The 15761-nt window shown below is 29.1% G+C and carries 12 protein-coding genes; 8 read left to right on the forward strand and 4 right to left on the reverse strand.

The window, feature by feature from the left end; genetic code table 11:
• The first annotated feature begins 86 nt into the window (after positions 1 to 86).
• Positions 87 to 446 carry an outer membrane protein assembly factor BamD gene (gene bamD / locus BB_RS01600; protein WP_002556921.1) on the forward strand — a complete coding sequence of 120 codons (360 nt, stop codon included), beginning with the start codon at positions 87 to 89 and terminating at the stop codon, positions 444 to 446.
• 21 nt (positions 447 to 467) lie between these two features.
• On the opposite strand, the gene BB_RS01605 is transcribed toward bamD, so the two are convergent.
• From BB_RS01605 to BB_RS01615, 3 genes are read right to left on the reverse strand one after another with little or no spacing between them, the layout of a single operon-like run.
• The gene (locus BB_RS01605) at positions 468 to 1577 is read right to left on the reverse strand and encodes a VWA domain-containing protein (RefSeq protein WP_002556922.1); all 1110 of its coding nucleotides are present in this window, start codon (positions 1575 to 1577) and stop codon (positions 468 to 470) included.
• 50 nt (positions 1578 to 1627) lie between these two features.
• Positions 1628 to 4423, reverse strand: a complete 2796-nt coding sequence (flcA, locus tag BB_RS01610) for a periplasmic flagellar collar protein FlcA (RefSeq protein WP_002660668.1) — start codon at positions 4421 to 4423, stop codon at positions 1628 to 1630.
• Between the two features lie 20 nt (positions 4424 to 4443).
• On the reverse strand, positions 4444 to 5340 hold the full coding sequence (locus BB_RS01615) for a 1-acyl-sn-glycerol-3-phosphate acyltransferase (RefSeq protein WP_002556924.1): 897 nt from the start codon (positions 5338 to 5340) through the stop codon (positions 4444 to 4446).
• A gap of 421 nt (positions 5341 to 5761) precedes the next feature.
• Between BB_RS01615 and BB_RS01620 the strand changes: the two genes are divergently transcribed.
• From BB_RS01620 to BB_RS01650, 7 genes are all read left to right on the forward strand, one after another.
• Positions 5762 to 7333 (forward strand): peptide ABC transporter substrate-binding protein, encoded by a 1572-nt coding sequence (locus BB_RS01620; RefSeq protein ID WP_002663145.1) that lies wholly within the window; start codon positions 5762 to 5764, stop codon positions 7331 to 7333.
• Between the two features lie 120 nt (positions 7334 to 7453).
• On the forward strand, positions 7454 to 9040 hold the full coding sequence (locus BB_RS01625) for a peptide ABC transporter substrate-binding protein (protein ID WP_002656717.1): 1587 nt from the start codon (positions 7454 to 7456) through the stop codon (positions 9038 to 9040).
• 142 nt (positions 9041 to 9182) lie between these two features.
• Positions 9183 to 10808, forward strand: coding sequence for a peptide ABC transporter substrate-binding protein (locus BB_RS01630; protein ID WP_010889728.1), 1626 nt, complete (start codon positions 9183 to 9185; stop codon positions 10806 to 10808).
• A 357-nt stretch (positions 10809 to 11165) separates the two neighbouring features.
• Positions 11166 to 12086, forward strand: a complete 921-nt coding sequence (locus BB_RS01635) for an ABC transporter permease (RefSeq protein ID WP_002657779.1) — start codon at positions 11166 to 11168, stop codon at positions 12084 to 12086.
• Positions 12087 to 12098: 12 nt separating this feature from the next.
• Positions 12099 to 13148, forward strand: coding sequence for an ABC transporter permease (locus BB_RS01640; protein ID WP_002556930.1), 1050 nt, complete (start codon positions 12099 to 12101; stop codon positions 13146 to 13148).
• A gap of 11 nt (positions 13149 to 13159) precedes the next feature.
• Complete coding sequence (locus tag BB_RS01645) at positions 13160 to 14032, forward strand: ABC transporter ATP-binding protein (RefSeq protein WP_002556931.1); 873 nt, start codon at positions 13160 to 13162, stop codon at positions 14030 to 14032.
• Entirely contained in the window at positions 14033 to 15004 is a 972-nt protein-coding gene (locus tag BB_RS01650) for an ATP-binding cassette domain-containing protein (RefSeq protein ID WP_002556932.1), read from the forward strand.
• A gap of 12 nt (positions 15005 to 15016) precedes the next feature.
• Here the strand turns inward: BB_RS01650 and BB_RS01655 are convergent, their stop codons facing one another.
• The gene (locus tag BB_RS01655; RefSeq protein WP_002657781.1) at positions 15017 to 15748 is read right to left on the reverse strand and encodes an early set domain-containing protein; all 732 of its coding nucleotides are present in this window, start codon (positions 15746 to 15748) and stop codon (positions 15017 to 15019) included.
• Between the last annotated feature and the right edge of the window lie 13 nt (positions 15749 to 15761).

The raw sequence follows: 15761 nt of genomic DNA on the forward strand, positions 1-15761 counted from the left end.
TCATAAAGCAAGGCTTTAAAAAGCCTTGCTTTCTTATTTTATATCTAATAAAATTAAATAATAAAAACATTCTAAAAGAGGCAGAAATGAAAAAGCTAATATTACTAAACTTAATATTTATTTCCTGCTATACGATTAACTTAGAAAAATTAACAAAAGAAACTCCTTATGGAGTTTATCTTAGAGAAGCTCAAAAAGCTGTCAATGTCAATGATTATAACTCGGCTTTAAAAGCATACGAAAAAATGATTCAAAATTTCGCTCACAATTCAAATATAGTTGCTACTGGTAAATATGAAATTGCATTCATATACTATACAACAAACAAAACAGAAAAAGCAAAAAAAATCTTTGAAGAGTTAATAGGAAATAATATGGAAATGCCTAAATGGATTAAGCCTTTAGCTAAAAAAATATTAAATAAAATAGAAAATAATAAAAAATAATAATTTAAGAAATAAAAATTTTTACTGAAATATTATTCCATAAATTGTAATATCTTTTTCCTTTGCAGAATTGATAACATCTTTATAAACAATAGACCCTCTTGGATACTCATGAGGAGGTGCATCTCCTATAACAATAATAAACCTTCTTTCTGCCCGCCAATCAAATTGGGTCACAGCAGCATCAATCCCCTCAAAAACAGCTTCTGGATAATCCCCACCGCCACCAACATTAACATACTTAAGAATATTATTTAAATAAGGAATAGTATTAAAATCAAAAGCTTTGGTTAAAAAATCTTCAAGATAGTCTTTATAAAAAACAAGACCTATTCTGTAGGATTTAAACTTTTGAAGTTGAGGTTCTATTATTGAAAACAAATGCTCTTTTAGAATCTCAATATTGCTTTTCATACTATCAGTAACATCAACAACAAGCACTAAATCTAAATCATAAACTGAATCTTCTGAGTTTTTTAAAATTTTGTTTATTTTATCAACAATATCAATGCCATTATTAGCAATAACAACCTCATCTGAAAATTTTGTAAAAGTATCTTTTAATTCATTAAATTCAATTTTTCCCTGATTTTGATCATCCTTGAAAAGCAATTCATAAGCATTGTCTTGATATCTGCCCAAATAATCATTATATTTTTTCTCAAAAGATCTTATAGAAAACCAAAAGGGCTCTTTTTTACTTTTTAATACTTCTAAGTCAATATCACCACTTCTTGTTGAAAAATTTGGAAATCCATATTTTAATTTTTTTGGAATCAATATATGAAAAGCTTCTCCAAACTTTTTATTAGGAACAGGGGTGGAAGATGTCAATGATAAAAGTTCTTTATTCTTAATAACTCTTCCATTTAAAATCCGAATTTCATCTCCATTAACCTTATTATAACTTAATGTACGAAATGAATAAGTAGCCACATCTTTTTTCTTATCAGGAATTTCAAAAGACTCTGTCAATATTACTGATTTGATTGCAGGTTTTTTTCTAATAAAAAGATGAAATCCCTCTTCATGAGCCTCAACATAAACATCATCAATACCTATTTTCAAAGAACTATCTTCAAATCCAAACAAATAAAAACTAATAAAAAGAAATAAAAAAATTTTCTTCATAAGGAAACCACCCTCATAAATAACTCAAAAACAATGAATAAGATCTATAATTAAAGTTTTTCGGATAAATTTTCATAAAATAAAACATTAGATTTAGAAAAACTATTCTTAAAAATATTCCTGAGATTTAAACTAGCAAGATCTTTTTTAACACTTTTTACCATATCTTCATCCCTATTTAATATATCAAAAATCTTGGCTGATTCGCTTAAATTGCTAACTCCAGAATTAAAAAGTTTAGTATCTCTTATAGATGAAAAAGAAGCCATCACTTCTACAACCCCAAGATTATTATAAGTCTCAATTTCTTTTAATAAAAGAGTTTTATGATAATCATTTTCTTTGGGGTTAAAATTCAAAACATTAGCCTTCTCTAGTTCTAAATTTTGCATAACCCTTAAATAATAGCTCCTAGAAGCTAAAAAATCGCCTATTTTATAAAGAGTTAGGGCAATAGTATTTAAAACTTCGTTACTACTTGAAAACCCCGCCATGCTCTCTACTTTAAATAAATATTTCAATGCATCATCATAATTATTTTCTCTATAACTAAGTAGTCCAACTTTATAGTAAACATCTGGATAATCAACGCCCTCATTTATTGCCAATTTGTAAGAAGATATCGCAGACTTAAAGTCATTTAAAGATCTAAGAATATCGCCTTGCTTTTCATAAATTGAAGAAATCTCCTTAGATCCTTTTATAAGATTGTGTTTTTTATAAAAAGAATAATCACTCAAGGCTAAACCAATAATATTACTAGCCCTAAGAGAATCTCGAGTTTTTTCATAAATGTCTGCTAAAATTTTATAAGCCAATATCTTGTCCCCAGCATCTTCAATTGAATTTTTATGCCTAAAACTATTTAATGCTTTAAGCAAATAAACTTCGGCCTTCTTAAAATCTCCTATGTAATACGAATATCTTCCACTTTCAAAAAGTGCCTTGTCGTAATTGGGATTTTTATTTAATATTTTTCTGAGAATGTATTCAATCTCTGAATTCATATTAACATTATTGTCAAGCTTAAAAATAGTTCTGCCATCATTTCTTTTAAAATCAGAAAATTCCTTATTCAATAAATTTGTTTGTCCATTAAGATAATTTAAATTTATAGCAAGATTATTTGCTCTTTGATTATAAGTCACAAAAGAAATATACTTATCTACAAGCTTTTTAGCATATTTTGTGTAAACAACTTCATCAATATCTAGAATTTCATTTGACTTAATAAAATTATTGACATTATCAGACTCGGTATCTAAATTAGCTTCAATATAAGCATTGAAAAGCTTAAATAAAATTTCCTTTTTTTGTCCATATTTAGAAAGCACAACCGTATAGCTATTAATACTATCTTTATAGTAGTTGGAATTTGTCTTAGCCCATTTAAAATAATTATCTCCCTTTAATACTAAAGCATCATAATCGTAAAGATCATAAGATATAACCTCATCAAGTATTGAATTAGCCTCAGAGTGCTCTCCAAGACCAATTTTCATGGAAGCATACGAAATATATCCTTCCTTATTAAACTTTTTTCGTCTTCTGTTTGTAGAATTTTTAGAAAAAGGCTCAATAGTAAACAATTCCTCATACTTCTCTTCAGCACTATCAAAATCTCTAACGTCTTCAAACGCCTTAGCATAATTAATAAACCATTTATCATCAGGCCTAATATAGTAAGCATCTCTAAAGATAGATTTGGCAAGATCTCTTTTATTTGCATATATAGATTCTATGCCCTCTTTATACTTGCTCTCAGAGGCAACATAAAAAAATATTACATCTACTATAAGGTACAAAGAAACTAAAACTAAAACAACAAAAAAAGAGGCTATTTTTATCAAAGGTAGCAAAGCCCTTGAAACCCTGTAGCTCAATTTTTGCTGAAGCTTGCTAAATTCTTCCGCCTTGAAATAAATTACAGGCAATTTAATAGATCGCCCAACAATATCTCCTACAAATTTAGCAATAAATTTCAACCTTTTTTTATTTTTTTCAACAAGATCAATTAGCGCTTCAAGCTTAAACCTTGAAACATTTTCCTTAGTTAAAGCCTCAGCAATTGCAATTCTTAAATTTCTAGGATAGGAATTTAAATGCTTTAAAAATAATGGATAATTAACCTTAAATTCAAAACGTTTAAAATTTGCATTTTGATCATACTCTAAAAATTTAAAATCATCTATAACGTTTTCAAAATCATCCTCATCGGCACTTAAATTTAAACTGTCTCCAACAAACATCTCTGATTGTTCATCTGTTTGGTTTTTGCCATTTACCGCATCATCAATATTAAATTCATTAGACTGTAAAAAATTACTATCCCCTAAAACAGAAGAATCATTATTGGCTTCAAAAAAATTATTATTGCCTTGATTGTTAATCAACTCCTCAGAACTTAATTCTGGGGAATTGATTAAATTGTCAAAATCAAGCTTAGAAGCAATTTCTAAATCAATAGAATTATCATCAAGAACTTTGTCAATATTATTTTCAAAAGAATCGCTAGAAGAAACGTCAAAATCATTATTTAAAGTTGAAAGCTCTGAATCCACATCAACCCTTAAGTTAGAACCACTTAAAGGCAAATTGTCATTAAAAATGTCAGAATAGGATAATTTATCCTCATTCTCAAGAGCATCAAGCATAAAATTTAAATCAAGTTCATCATCAGTTTCATCTAAAGCAAGATCTTCGCCTATCCAAGGAACAATACTCTCTCCAGGCTCGGGAAGCTTAACATCCATACTTAAGCCAAAAGATTCTTTAGATAATCTTTCATTAGAAAGATTATCTAATATTTCTCTTTTAAACTGTATTATCTTATCTACATCAGGCATATTGTAATCAAGTTCCTAGCTTATAAAAAGCTTTTTTTATAAAATTCATGACCTTTTGCATGAAGAACATTAAAGCGATTTTCTAAATCTTCAGCAATTTTTAAACCCAAAACTTCCTTTGTAATCTCTGTCTGAGAATCTTTCAAGGTGTTTAAAATTTCATCCCTATACTCAGCAATACTTATAACTTTGTCAGCATTATATATAAGTGAATCTCTTTTAAAAACATCGTGAGACATATCTCCATCCTCAGAAACTTCTAAAACATTTCCATTGACTCCAATCATCAAATAATAATCAAAAATTTTAAAATAATTGCCAATTTCTAAAATTATTTTTTTTGTTTCAGGTCTTCCTTTTCTATACCTAGTAGCAGTAGGAAAAATAAGTATAATGTACCCACTATTTTTCTTTTCATAAATATACTTCATAGAATTAGTATTAAAAACACGCCTTTGCCTAGCATGTTCTAAACCAACCCCAACAAATGCGTGCGGTGGATACACTAATATTGCATTGTATCCCAAAGAAAGGGTCTTAACAAATAAATTATCTCTGAAAAGCTTAACTCCAGCTATTGGAATAATATGATCTGCAATATCATGATAACCCATTTTGTAAAGTAAAAATTGGAAACAAGGAAAATCAAAATTACTATAATGCTCCATTAATATAATTGAAGACTTGCCAGATTTAGTCTTTTGGTAAAGTTCTAAAATATTTTGTATGCCAACAATGGTAGATCCACTCTCAAGAAGTCTCTCTATCATTCTATCTGCCAATCTTCTACTCTTAGAATCTGCATTTCGATAAGACTTATCCAAATAATTAACATTTTCAACAGACTTAAATTGACTTACAAAGTCGCTTTCCATGTCTTTAAAATATTTATCAAAACTTTCATTTTGTACAAACATAAAACCAGCACCCTTTAAAGCATTCTATGTTGCCACCTAACCATTAGTTATATTATTTTATTTACTAAAGACAAAAAGCTCTATAAGACTAACAATAAATAACTAATATTAAACAAGCATACATTTTTGAAAACATTTCACACCATTATACCTTATTTACTATACAAATTAAAGTAAAATTTTGGCTTGCAACAATAGACAAATAATACTAAAAACTATTTAAAATTATTAGACTTTTTTTATTATAAGAATTAAAGTAAAATTTAAATACAAGACAAATCAAAGTAAGACAAATCAAAGTACTGGAGGCATACATATTTAAAATTAAAACAAAATAAATATTCTTTATTAAAATTTATTAAAAAAGATTAATAAAGAATGAGAACAAAAAATATATAAAATATTGAAAAAGGAAAATCCCATGAAATATATAAAAATAGCCTTAATGCTAATAATTTTTTCTTTAATAGCATGTATTAGTAATGCTAAAAAAGAAAAAATAGTTTTCAGAGTATCAAACTTAAGCGAGCCATCATCACTTGATCCTCAACTCTCAACAGACCTTTACGGTAGCAACATTATTACAAACCTATTCTTAGGCCTAGCGGTAAAAGATTCTCAAACTGGAAAATATAAACCAGGACTTGCAAAAAGTTGGAATATTTCTGAAGATGGAATTATTTACACATTTAACCTAAGAGAAGATATAGTTTGGAGCGATGGAGTTGCCATTACTGCCGAGGAGATAAAAAAATCATACCTAAGAATTTTAAATAAAAAAACAGCTGCAATGTATGCTAATTTAATAAAATCTACAATAAAAAATGCACAAGAATATTTCGATGAGACAGTGCCTGAATCTGAGCTTGGCATAAAGGCTATTGACAGCAAAACCTTAGAGATAACATTAACATCTCCAAAGCCTTATTTTCCTGATATGCTAACACACTCAGCATACATACCAGTTCCAATGCATATTGTTGAAAAATATGGAGAAAATTGGACAAATCCTGAAAATATAGTTGTTAGTGGCGCATACAAACTTAAAGAAAGATCAATTAACGATAAAATCGTAATAGAAAAAAATGAAAAATACTATAATGCAAAAAATGTAGAAATTGATGAAGTAATATTTTACCCAACAGAAGGTAGCGTGGCTTACAATATGTACATAAACGGTGAACTCGATTTTCTACAAGGAGCAGAAAAGAATAATTTAGAAGAAATTAAAATAAGAGATGATTATTATTCTGGGTTAAAAAACGGAATGGCATACATAGCATTCAATACAACAATAAAACCACTAGACAATTTAAAAGTTAGACAAGCCATCTCCCTTGCCATTGACAGAGAAACTTTAACTAAAGTAGTTTTAAAGGGAAGTTCAGATCCAACAAGAAATCTAACTCCAAAATTTGATGATTATTCTTATGGAAAAAATTTAATACTATTTGATCCTGAGAATGCAAAAAAACTTTTAGCTGAAGCTGGATATCCGGATGGGAAAGGATTCCCCACATTAAAATATAAAATATCGGAGGGAAGACCAACAACAGCAGAATTTTTGCAAGAACAATTTAAAAAAATACTAAACATTAACTTAGAAATCGAGAATGAAGAATGGACAACATTCCTAGGAAGCAGAAGAACTGGAAATTACCAAATGTCAAGCGTGGGGTGGATAGGAGATTATTTTGATCCCTTAACATTCTTAGACAGCTTATTTACAACAGAAAATCATTTTTTAGGAGCGTACAAATATTCAAACAAAGAGTATGATGCTTTAATAAAAAAATCTAATTTTGAACTTGATCCAATAAAAAGACAAGACATTTTAAGACAAGCTGAAGAGATAATAGCAGAAAAAGACTTTCCTATGGCACCTTTATATATACCCAAATCTCATTATCTTTTCAGAAATGATAAATGGACAGGGTGGGTACCAAATATCGCAGAAAGCTATTTATATGAAGATATTAAAACTAAAAAATAATAAAATTAAGTAAAATAAGTAATTTTAAAATTAAGATTTAAAATTAATATCTACGGAAAGAAAATTATGAAATTAAAGTTAAATTTTAAAACAAACTTTGAAATGGAGGTATAAAAAATTATGAAATTACAAAGGTCATTATTTTTAATAATATTTTTTCTAACTTTTCTTTGTTGTAATAACAAGGAAAGAAAAGAAGGAGTATCATTTAAAATAAGCTTGGGAGCAGAGCCAAGCAGTCTTGACCCTCAATTAGCAGAGGATAATGTCGCATCAAAAATGATTGACACAATGTTTAGAGGGATTGTTACAGGAGATCCTAATACAGGGGGAAATAAACCGGGACTTGCAAAAGGGTGGGATATTTCTTCTGATGGAACAGTTTACACATTTAACCTAAGAGAAAAAATCACTTGGAGTGACGGAGTTGCAATCACTGCAGAAGGAATTAGAAAATCTTATCTTAGAATTTTAAATAAAGAAACTGGCTCAAAGTACGTTGAAATGGTTAAATCGGTAATTAAAAATGGTCAAAAATATTTTGATGGACAAGTGACTGACTCTGAACTTGGAATTAGAGCGATTGATGAAAAAACATTAGAAATAACACTGGAATCACCAAAACCTTATTTTATTGATATGTTAGTACACCAATCATTTATTCCAGTACCAGTTCATGTTACCGAAAAGTATGGACAAAACTGGACAAGCCCCGAAAACATGGTGACAAGTGGTCCTTTTAAATTAAAAGAAAGAATTCCTAACGAAAAATATGTCTTTGAAAAAAATAACAAATACTACGACTCAAATGAAGTAGAATTAGAAGAGATTACATTTTACACAACAAATGACAGCTCAACAGCGTATAAAATGTATGAAAATGAAGAGCTAGATGCAATTTTTGGTTCCATACCCCCAGATCTAATCAAAAATCTAAAATTAAGAAGCGACTATTACTCATCAGCTGTTAATGCCATATACTTTTACGCGTTCAATACACACATCAAACCACTTGACAACGTTAAAATTAGAAAAGCCTTAACTCTTGCTATTGACAGAGAAACGCTTACATATAAAGTTCTTGACAACGGGACTACCCCTACAAGAAGAGCAACTCCCAACTTTAGTTCATATTCTTATGCAAAAAGTTTAGAATTATTTAATCCTGAAATTGCAAAAACCCTTCTAGCTGAAGCTGGATATCCTAATGGCAATGGATTTCCAATTTTAAAATTAAAATACAATACAAACGAAGCAAATAAAAAAATTTGTGAATTTATTCAAAACCAATGGAAAAAAAATTTAAATATTGATGTGGAACTTGAAAACGAAGAATGGACAACATACTTAAACACTAAGGCAAATGGAAATTATGAAATAGCAAGAGCAGGATGGATAGGCGATTATGCTGATCCTTTGACATTTTTAAGCATATTCACACAAGGATACACACAATTCTCATCTCATAATTACTCAAACCCAGAATACAACGAACTTATAAAGAAATCCGACCTTGAGCTTGATCCAATAAAAAGACAAGACATTTTAAGACAAGCAGAAGAGATAATTATTGAAAAAGATTTTCCAATAGCACCAATATACATATATGGGAACAGTTACCTTTTCAGAAATGACAAATGGACAGGGTGGAACACCAATATTTTAGAAAGATTTGATTTATCTCAGCTAAAATTAAAAAATAAATAATATAATAAACTTTATAATATTAAATTTAATTAAATAAAAATCGTCTATTATTTATTCCTTATGGACGGTTTTTATTGACTTTATTATAAAAAAAAGATAGTTTAAAACTTATAAATAATTTTAATTTGGGGGAAAGGTTAATATGAGCTTTAATAAAACTAAAAAAATCGGTAAAAAAATTAAAATAGTAACACTACTTATGCTTGCTGTGTCTTTAATTGCATGCAATAATAATTCAGAAAAAGAAAAATTAGCATTTAAAGTATACATAGGGGGAGCGCCCTCATCGCTTGACCCTCATTTGGTAGATGAGACAATAGGAGCAAGAATTTTAGAACAAATATTCTCAGGGCTTTTGACATTAAATACCAAAACAGGAAAGCTAAAGCCCGGACTTGCTAAAAATTGGGAAGCCTCAAAAGATAAAAAAACATATCAATTTTATCTAAGGGACAACCTTTTTTGGAGCGATGGAGTTGAAATTACCGCTGAAGGGATAAGAAAATCTTTTTTAAGAATTTTAAATAAAGAAACAGGATCTACAAATGTTGACATGCTCAAATCAATAATAAAAAATGGACAAGAGTATTTTGACGGGAAAGTATCCGATTCTGAACTTGGAATCAAGGCAATTGATAGTAAAACGCTGGAAATAACACTTACGGCCCCAAAGCCATATTTTCTTGAACTGCTTCTACATTACGCATTCATGCCAGTACCTATTCATGTGATTGAAAAATATAAGGGAAATTGGACAAGCCCTGAAAACATGGTTACTAGCGGTCCTTTTAAATTAAAAAAAAGATTACCTAATGAAAAAATTATCTTTGAAAAAAACGAACGTTATTATAATGCAAAAGAAGTAGAACTTGATGAGCTTGTCTACATTACGTCTGACAATGATCTTACTGTGTACAATATGTACAAAAACAACGAAATTGATGCTATTTTTAACAGCATCCCGCCGGACATTGTAAATGAAATAAAACTACAAAAAGACTATTACCAACACAAAAGTAATGCAATTTATTTATATTCATTTAATACAAAAATAAAACCCCTTGATGATGCTAGAGTTAGAGAAGCTTTAACCTTAGCTATTGACAGAGAAACTTTAACTTACAAAGTGCTAAATGATGGCACAGTTCCTACAAGAGAAATAACTCCTGATCTTAAAAATTACAATTACGGTAAAAAATTGGCTTTATTTGATCCTGAAAAATCTAAAAAGCTTTTGGCAGATGCAGGGTATCCTAATGGGAAAGGATTCCCAATGCTAACACTAAAATATAATACAAACGAAACTCATAAAAAAATTGCTGCATTTATTCAAAACCAATGGAAAAAAATTCTAAATATCAATCTTATGCTTACCAACGAAAATTGGCCTGTTCTTACCAACAGCAGAAATACTGGCAATTTTGAAATAATAAGAGTTGGACGCATTGGGGAATATTTAGATCCACACACATACTTTACTATATTCACAAGAGAAAATTCACAACTTGCATCATACGGATATTCAAACCTAGAATTTGACAAACTCATCAGAGAATCAGATCTTGAAAAAGATCCTATAAAAAGAAAACAATTACTCAGAAAAGCAGAATCAATAATAATTGAAAAAGATTTTCCTGCTGCACCAATATACATATATTCTGGGCATTATCTTTTTAGAAACGATAAATGGACTGGATGGAATCCTAATGTATCAGAGGTTTATTATCTTTCTGAATTAAAACCAATTAAAAATGCAAAACATAATTAATTTTAAAAGGATTTTAATATAAATTAAAAACAATATTTAAGTCTAAAAGCAAAGCTGACTAAGCTTAAGACAGTAGCTTTATTTAAAACAAAAATACATAAATAATGTGTAAGATTCTATGATAATTTTACTTAGAATCTTACACAAAAAAATTCTTCTCAAATCAAGAGAATAAAATTTTAAATAAAAAATTAAAAACAAAAAATACATTTTATTGAAAATTAAATTACTCATTATAATACAAAAAACCTCCTATTCTATCAAAAATTATCAACTATAGCTTGAAAAACAATAAAGACTATATGATATAATTGACTAATACGTAAGTTATCAATATCTATTTACAAAGGAGCAAAAATGTTAAAGTTTACTTTAAAGAAAATATTAGGAATAATACCAACTTTACTGGTAATAATTTTTTTATGCTTTTTTGTAATGAGAATGGCTCCTGGAAGTCCATTTGATTCTGAAAAACCTATTGATCCTCAAGTAAAAGCAAGATTGATGGAAAAATATCACCTTGACAAGCCTTTTTATATTCAAGCTTTTTATTACATTACAAACGCTCTCAGGGGAGATCTGGGACCTTCTTTGAAAAAGAAAGACCTTACAGTTAGTCAATACATAAAATTAGGATTTCCAAAATCACTTACACTAGGAGTAATATCCCTTATTATATCACTATCAATAGGAATACCAATAGGTATATTAGCTGCCATTTATAAAAATACTTATGTGGATTATATAATAACATCAATAGCAATATTGGGGATTTCAATACCATTATTCGTAATAGGGCCAATTTTACAATATTTTTTTGCAATTAAATGGGGTTTGCTTTATACCTCTGGATGGATTACAGAAAGAGGAGGATTTTCAAATTTAATTCTACCCATAATAACTCTTAGCATGCCCAACGTAGCTATTTTCGCAAGAATAATCAGAGGATCAATGCTAGAAATAATACAAAGCGACTTTATAAGAACTGCGCGTGCAAAAGGGCTAAGCTTCAAAAAGATAGTTATAAAGCATATGTTAAGAGGAGCAATGTTGCCTGTAGTAAGCTATATAGGTCCAGCATTTGCTGCTATAATATCTGGAAGCGTGGTTATTGAAAAAATATTTAGAATTGCTGGAATGGGAATGTTTATAACAGAATCCGCACTAAACAGAGATTACCCAGTATTAATGGGCGGATTGTTAGTATATTCAATAATACTGCTTATTTCTATATTAATATCAGATATTATATATAAAATATTAGATCCAAGAGTATAAGGGGAAATCAAAATGAATAGCCTTGAAAAACAAAATGAAGAAAACAATTCTAAACTAGAAAGAAGAGCTTGGTCAAGATTTAAAGAAAATAAACTCGCATTTGGCAGTCTTTTTGTAATTGGATTTTATATCTCAATTGCCATTTTGCAACCAATATTGCCAATATATAAATACCATACTCAAATAGTAGAGCATTCTGATTTGCCACCATCTTTCCAGGCTGCTGGAGAACTCTGGTATAATAAAGAAAAAAAATTTATTGAAAAATTAGCAAAAAAAGAAAAAAGAGAAATAAATGAAGAAGAACTAAAAAAACTCGAAGACATAAAAAGAAAAATAGAAAATGAAGTTCAAATAATAGATAAAAAGGAAGTAAAAATACATAAAAGAGTATATTTGCTTGGCACAGACAATCTTGGAAGAGATCTGCTTGCAAGATTAATACAAGGTAGTCAAATTTCTCTTTCTGTAGGATTTATTGGAGCTTTTTTGTCTATGATAATAGGAACTATCCTGGGATCCATAGCAGGATTTTTTGGGGGATTGCCCGACAAAATAATAACTAAAACAATAGAAATTCTTTATGCATTGCCCTATTTACTTATTGTAATAATATTAATGGCAATAATGGAAAGAAGTATAATCGGCTTATTCATAGCACTTGCATTTGTATCATGGTTAACAGTAGCTCGAGTTGTACGAGGCCAAGTACAATCACTATCAAGTTCGGAATTTATACAAGCAGCCAAAACCCTTGGTGCAACAAATCAAAGAATAATCTTAAAACACTTGATCCCTAATAGCATTGGAATGATAGTTATATTCACAACAATAAGGGTTCCAAGCTTTATTATGGCTGAAGCATTTTTATCCTTTTTAGGACTTGGAATTTCAGCTCCAATGACAAGCTGGGGAGAATTAGTGCAAAATGGAATTGCTACATTTGTTGAATATCCATGGAAAGTTTTTATTCCAGCTATAGTTATGACAATATTTCTATTATTTATGAACTTTTTAGGTGATGGGCTAAGGGATGCTTTTGATCCAAAAGATAGCATCTAAGGAGAAATTGAATGGAAAAAGAAAATATATTGGAAATAAAAAATTTAACAATTGAATTTAGATTAAAACATACAACAATTCATCCCGTAAGCAATGTTAACCTATCTGTAAAAAGAGGAGAAATTAGAGCTATTGTTGGAGAATCTGGAAGCGGAAAATCCGTAACAAGTATGGCTATTTTAAAATTATTACCAGAACTTACAACAGTATATAAAAGTGGAGAAATACTATTTGAAAATCAAGATCTGCTAAAACTTAGCGAAAAAGAACTTTTAAAAATCAGAGGGAATAAAATATCAATGATATTTCAAGACCCAATGACTTCATTAAACCCATTTTTAAGAATATCAACTCAACTTGAAGAAACAATAATCTTACACCAAGGATTAGGGAAAAAAGAAGCCAAAGAAAAAGCAATAGAAATGTTAAAAACTGTTGGTGTTGTAAACGCAGAAGAAAGAATAAAACATTTCCCACATCAATTTTCAGGAGGAATGAGACAAAGAGTTATGATTGCCATGGCTCTTAGCTGTCATCCATCCTTATTAATAGCAGATGAACCAACAACAGCCCTTGATGTTACAATCCAAGAGCAAATATTATTATTAATCAAAAACCTATCTAAAAAATTCAATACTTCTACCATATTTATAACTCATGATCTTGCGGTTGTTGCTGAAATTTGTGATACAGTATCTGTAATGTATCAAGGAAAAATTGTAGAAGAAGGAACAGTAGAGGAAATATTTAACAATCCTAAGCATCCTTACACCATTGGGCTTTTAAAATCAATTCTTACGCTAGAACACGATCCAAATAAAAAGCTTTATTCAACAAAAGAAAACCCTATGAAGATCACAAAAACCAGCACCGAGGAGTTTTAAATGAGTAGTAAAAAAGAAATAATTCTTAAAGTAGAAAACTTAATGCAAACATTCACAACAGGAGAAGATTTTTTATTTTGGAAAAACAAACAAAAAGTAAATGCGGTAAACAATGTTAGCTTTGAAGTTGAAAAAAATAAAACTTTAGGACTCGTAGGAGAATCTGGTTGCGGCAAATCTACTACTCTTCGCTCAATAATGCAACTTTACACGCCAACTTCTGGAAATATTTACTTTAACGGAAAAAACATAACTAAACTTTCAAAAAAAGAGCTCTTAAAAACAAAAAAAGATATGCAAATGGTATTCCAAGATCCCCATACTTCGCTTGACCCAAGAATGACAATAAAAGAAATAATAGCAGAACCACTAGAAATATACAATGAAAACAAAATTCTTCCAAAAACAAAACAAGAAATAGAACAAAGGGTAAACGAACTAACAGATATTGTCGGACTACATAAAAGTATGTTAACCAGATATCCTCATGAATTTTCAGGAGGACAAAGACAAAGAATAGGAATTGCTAGAGCACTAGCTTTAAATCCTAAGCTTTTGCTTTTAGACGAAGCCGTTTCTGCACTTGATGTATCAATCAGAGCTCAAATTTTAAATCTTCTAAAAGCTCTGCAAAAAGAATTCAATTTGTCTTATTTATTTATTTCTCACGATCTTGCCGTAGTAAAATATATGAGTGATAAAATTGCTGTAATGTACCTTGGAGTTATCCTGGAACTTGCACCTAGAGAAACGCTATTTTCAAATCCAATTCATCCATATACTAAAATGCTAATAGCATCAATTCCTGAAATCAACCCTGAAAAAAGAAAAAATAAAAATATAAAACTAGACGAGCAAACTCTAGCAAACATTAGAAAAATTCATTTATCAACCCAAGTACATCCAAAGCTCGAAGAAGTAGAAAAAGATCACTTTGTATCTAAATACCTTTTTGATGAGATGAACAGATAAATAATTAAAAGCTTACTTATGATCAAAATAGGAAACTTCGAAATCTATTTTATTATCAATTCCCTCAACAAAATATAAATTAATTCTATTAACATTATTTTTATCTATTACTTTGTTACCAGAATCAATAAAATAATAATAAATTCTATCCTTGGGTAAATTTTTAAGCTTAATAGTATAAATTCCCTTATTGTCCTCTTTCTCAATAAGCCTATTTAAAAAAGGATTAAAATTGTTAAAACTACCAGCTATTGTAACTATTTGTCCAGGACGACCTATGTAAAAAATTTCAATTTCATTGTTATCATATGATTGTATTGGATTTCTCAAAGAAATATAGCTGGACTTCTCTTTAGCGATCTCAATTTTAGAAAATGGGATTAAATCCTCATTATAAACTACATTTTTATTATACTCGTCATTAGTCCAAACACCGTCTACAATAAGCCTATATTTTATACTGCTTGTGCCATGAGGAATATTAACTTTAACAAAAAAAACTCCATGCTCATTTTTTTTGAATAAATATTTCTTAGAATACTGATCAAAGTCAAAGGCAGCAAAAATTTTTCTAATTTCTTTTTTAGGAGGATAAAACAATAATATACGATTGGAATCAACCATAGGCTCAAGATTGTCTTTTCTTGTTGAAACTTCTAGAAATTCATTTAAACTTAAATCAAAGTCATAAATTAAATAATCATCTGAAAAAAGATTGTTAACACATAAAGCTACAAAAACCAATAAATACAAACAC

Origin of the sequence: Borreliella burgdorferi B31, from assembly GCF_000008685.2 — a bacterium.
Lineage (GTDB): Bacteria > Spirochaetota > Spirochaetia > Borreliales > Borreliaceae > Borreliella > Borreliella burgdorferi.

Coding starts and splice junctions, on each gene's coding strand:
- BB_RS01625 (WP_002656717.1), top strand. CDS start 7,454: ATGAAATTACAAAGGTCATTATTTTTAATAATATTTTTTCTAACTTTT.
- BB_RS01635 (WP_002657779.1), top strand. CDS start 11,166: ATGTTAAAGTTTACTTTAAAGAAAATATTAGGAATAATACCAACTTTA.
- BB_RS01615 (WP_002556924.1), bottom strand. CDS start 5,340: ATGTTTGTACAAAATGAAAGTTTTGATAAATATTTTAAAGACATGGAA.
- BB_RS01640 (WP_002556930.1), top strand. CDS start 12,099: ATGAATAGCCTTGAAAAACAAAATGAAGAAAACAATTCTAAACTAGAA.
- BB_RS01605 (WP_002556922.1), bottom strand. CDS start 1,577: ATGAAGAAAATTTTTTTATTTCTTTTTATTAGTTTTTATTTGTTTGGA.
- BB_RS01620 (WP_002663145.1), top strand. CDS start 5,762: ATGAAATATATAAAAATAGCCTTAATGCTAATAATTTTTTCTTTAATA.
- bamD (WP_002556921.1), top strand. CDS start 87: ATGAAAAAGCTAATATTACTAAACTTAATATTTATTTCCTGCTATACG.
- BB_RS01630 (WP_010889728.1), top strand. CDS start 9,183: ATGAGCTTTAATAAAACTAAAAAAATCGGTAAAAAAATTAAAATAGTA.
- flcA (WP_002660668.1), bottom strand. CDS start 4,423: ATGCCTGATGTAGATAAGATAATACAGTTTAAAAGAGAAATATTAGAT.
- BB_RS01650 (WP_002556932.1), top strand. CDS start 14,033: ATGAGTAGTAAAAAAGAAATAATTCTTAAAGTAGAAAACTTAATGCAA.
- BB_RS01645 (WP_002556931.1), top strand. CDS start 13,160: ATGGAAAAAGAAAATATATTGGAAATAAAAAATTTAACAATTGAATTT.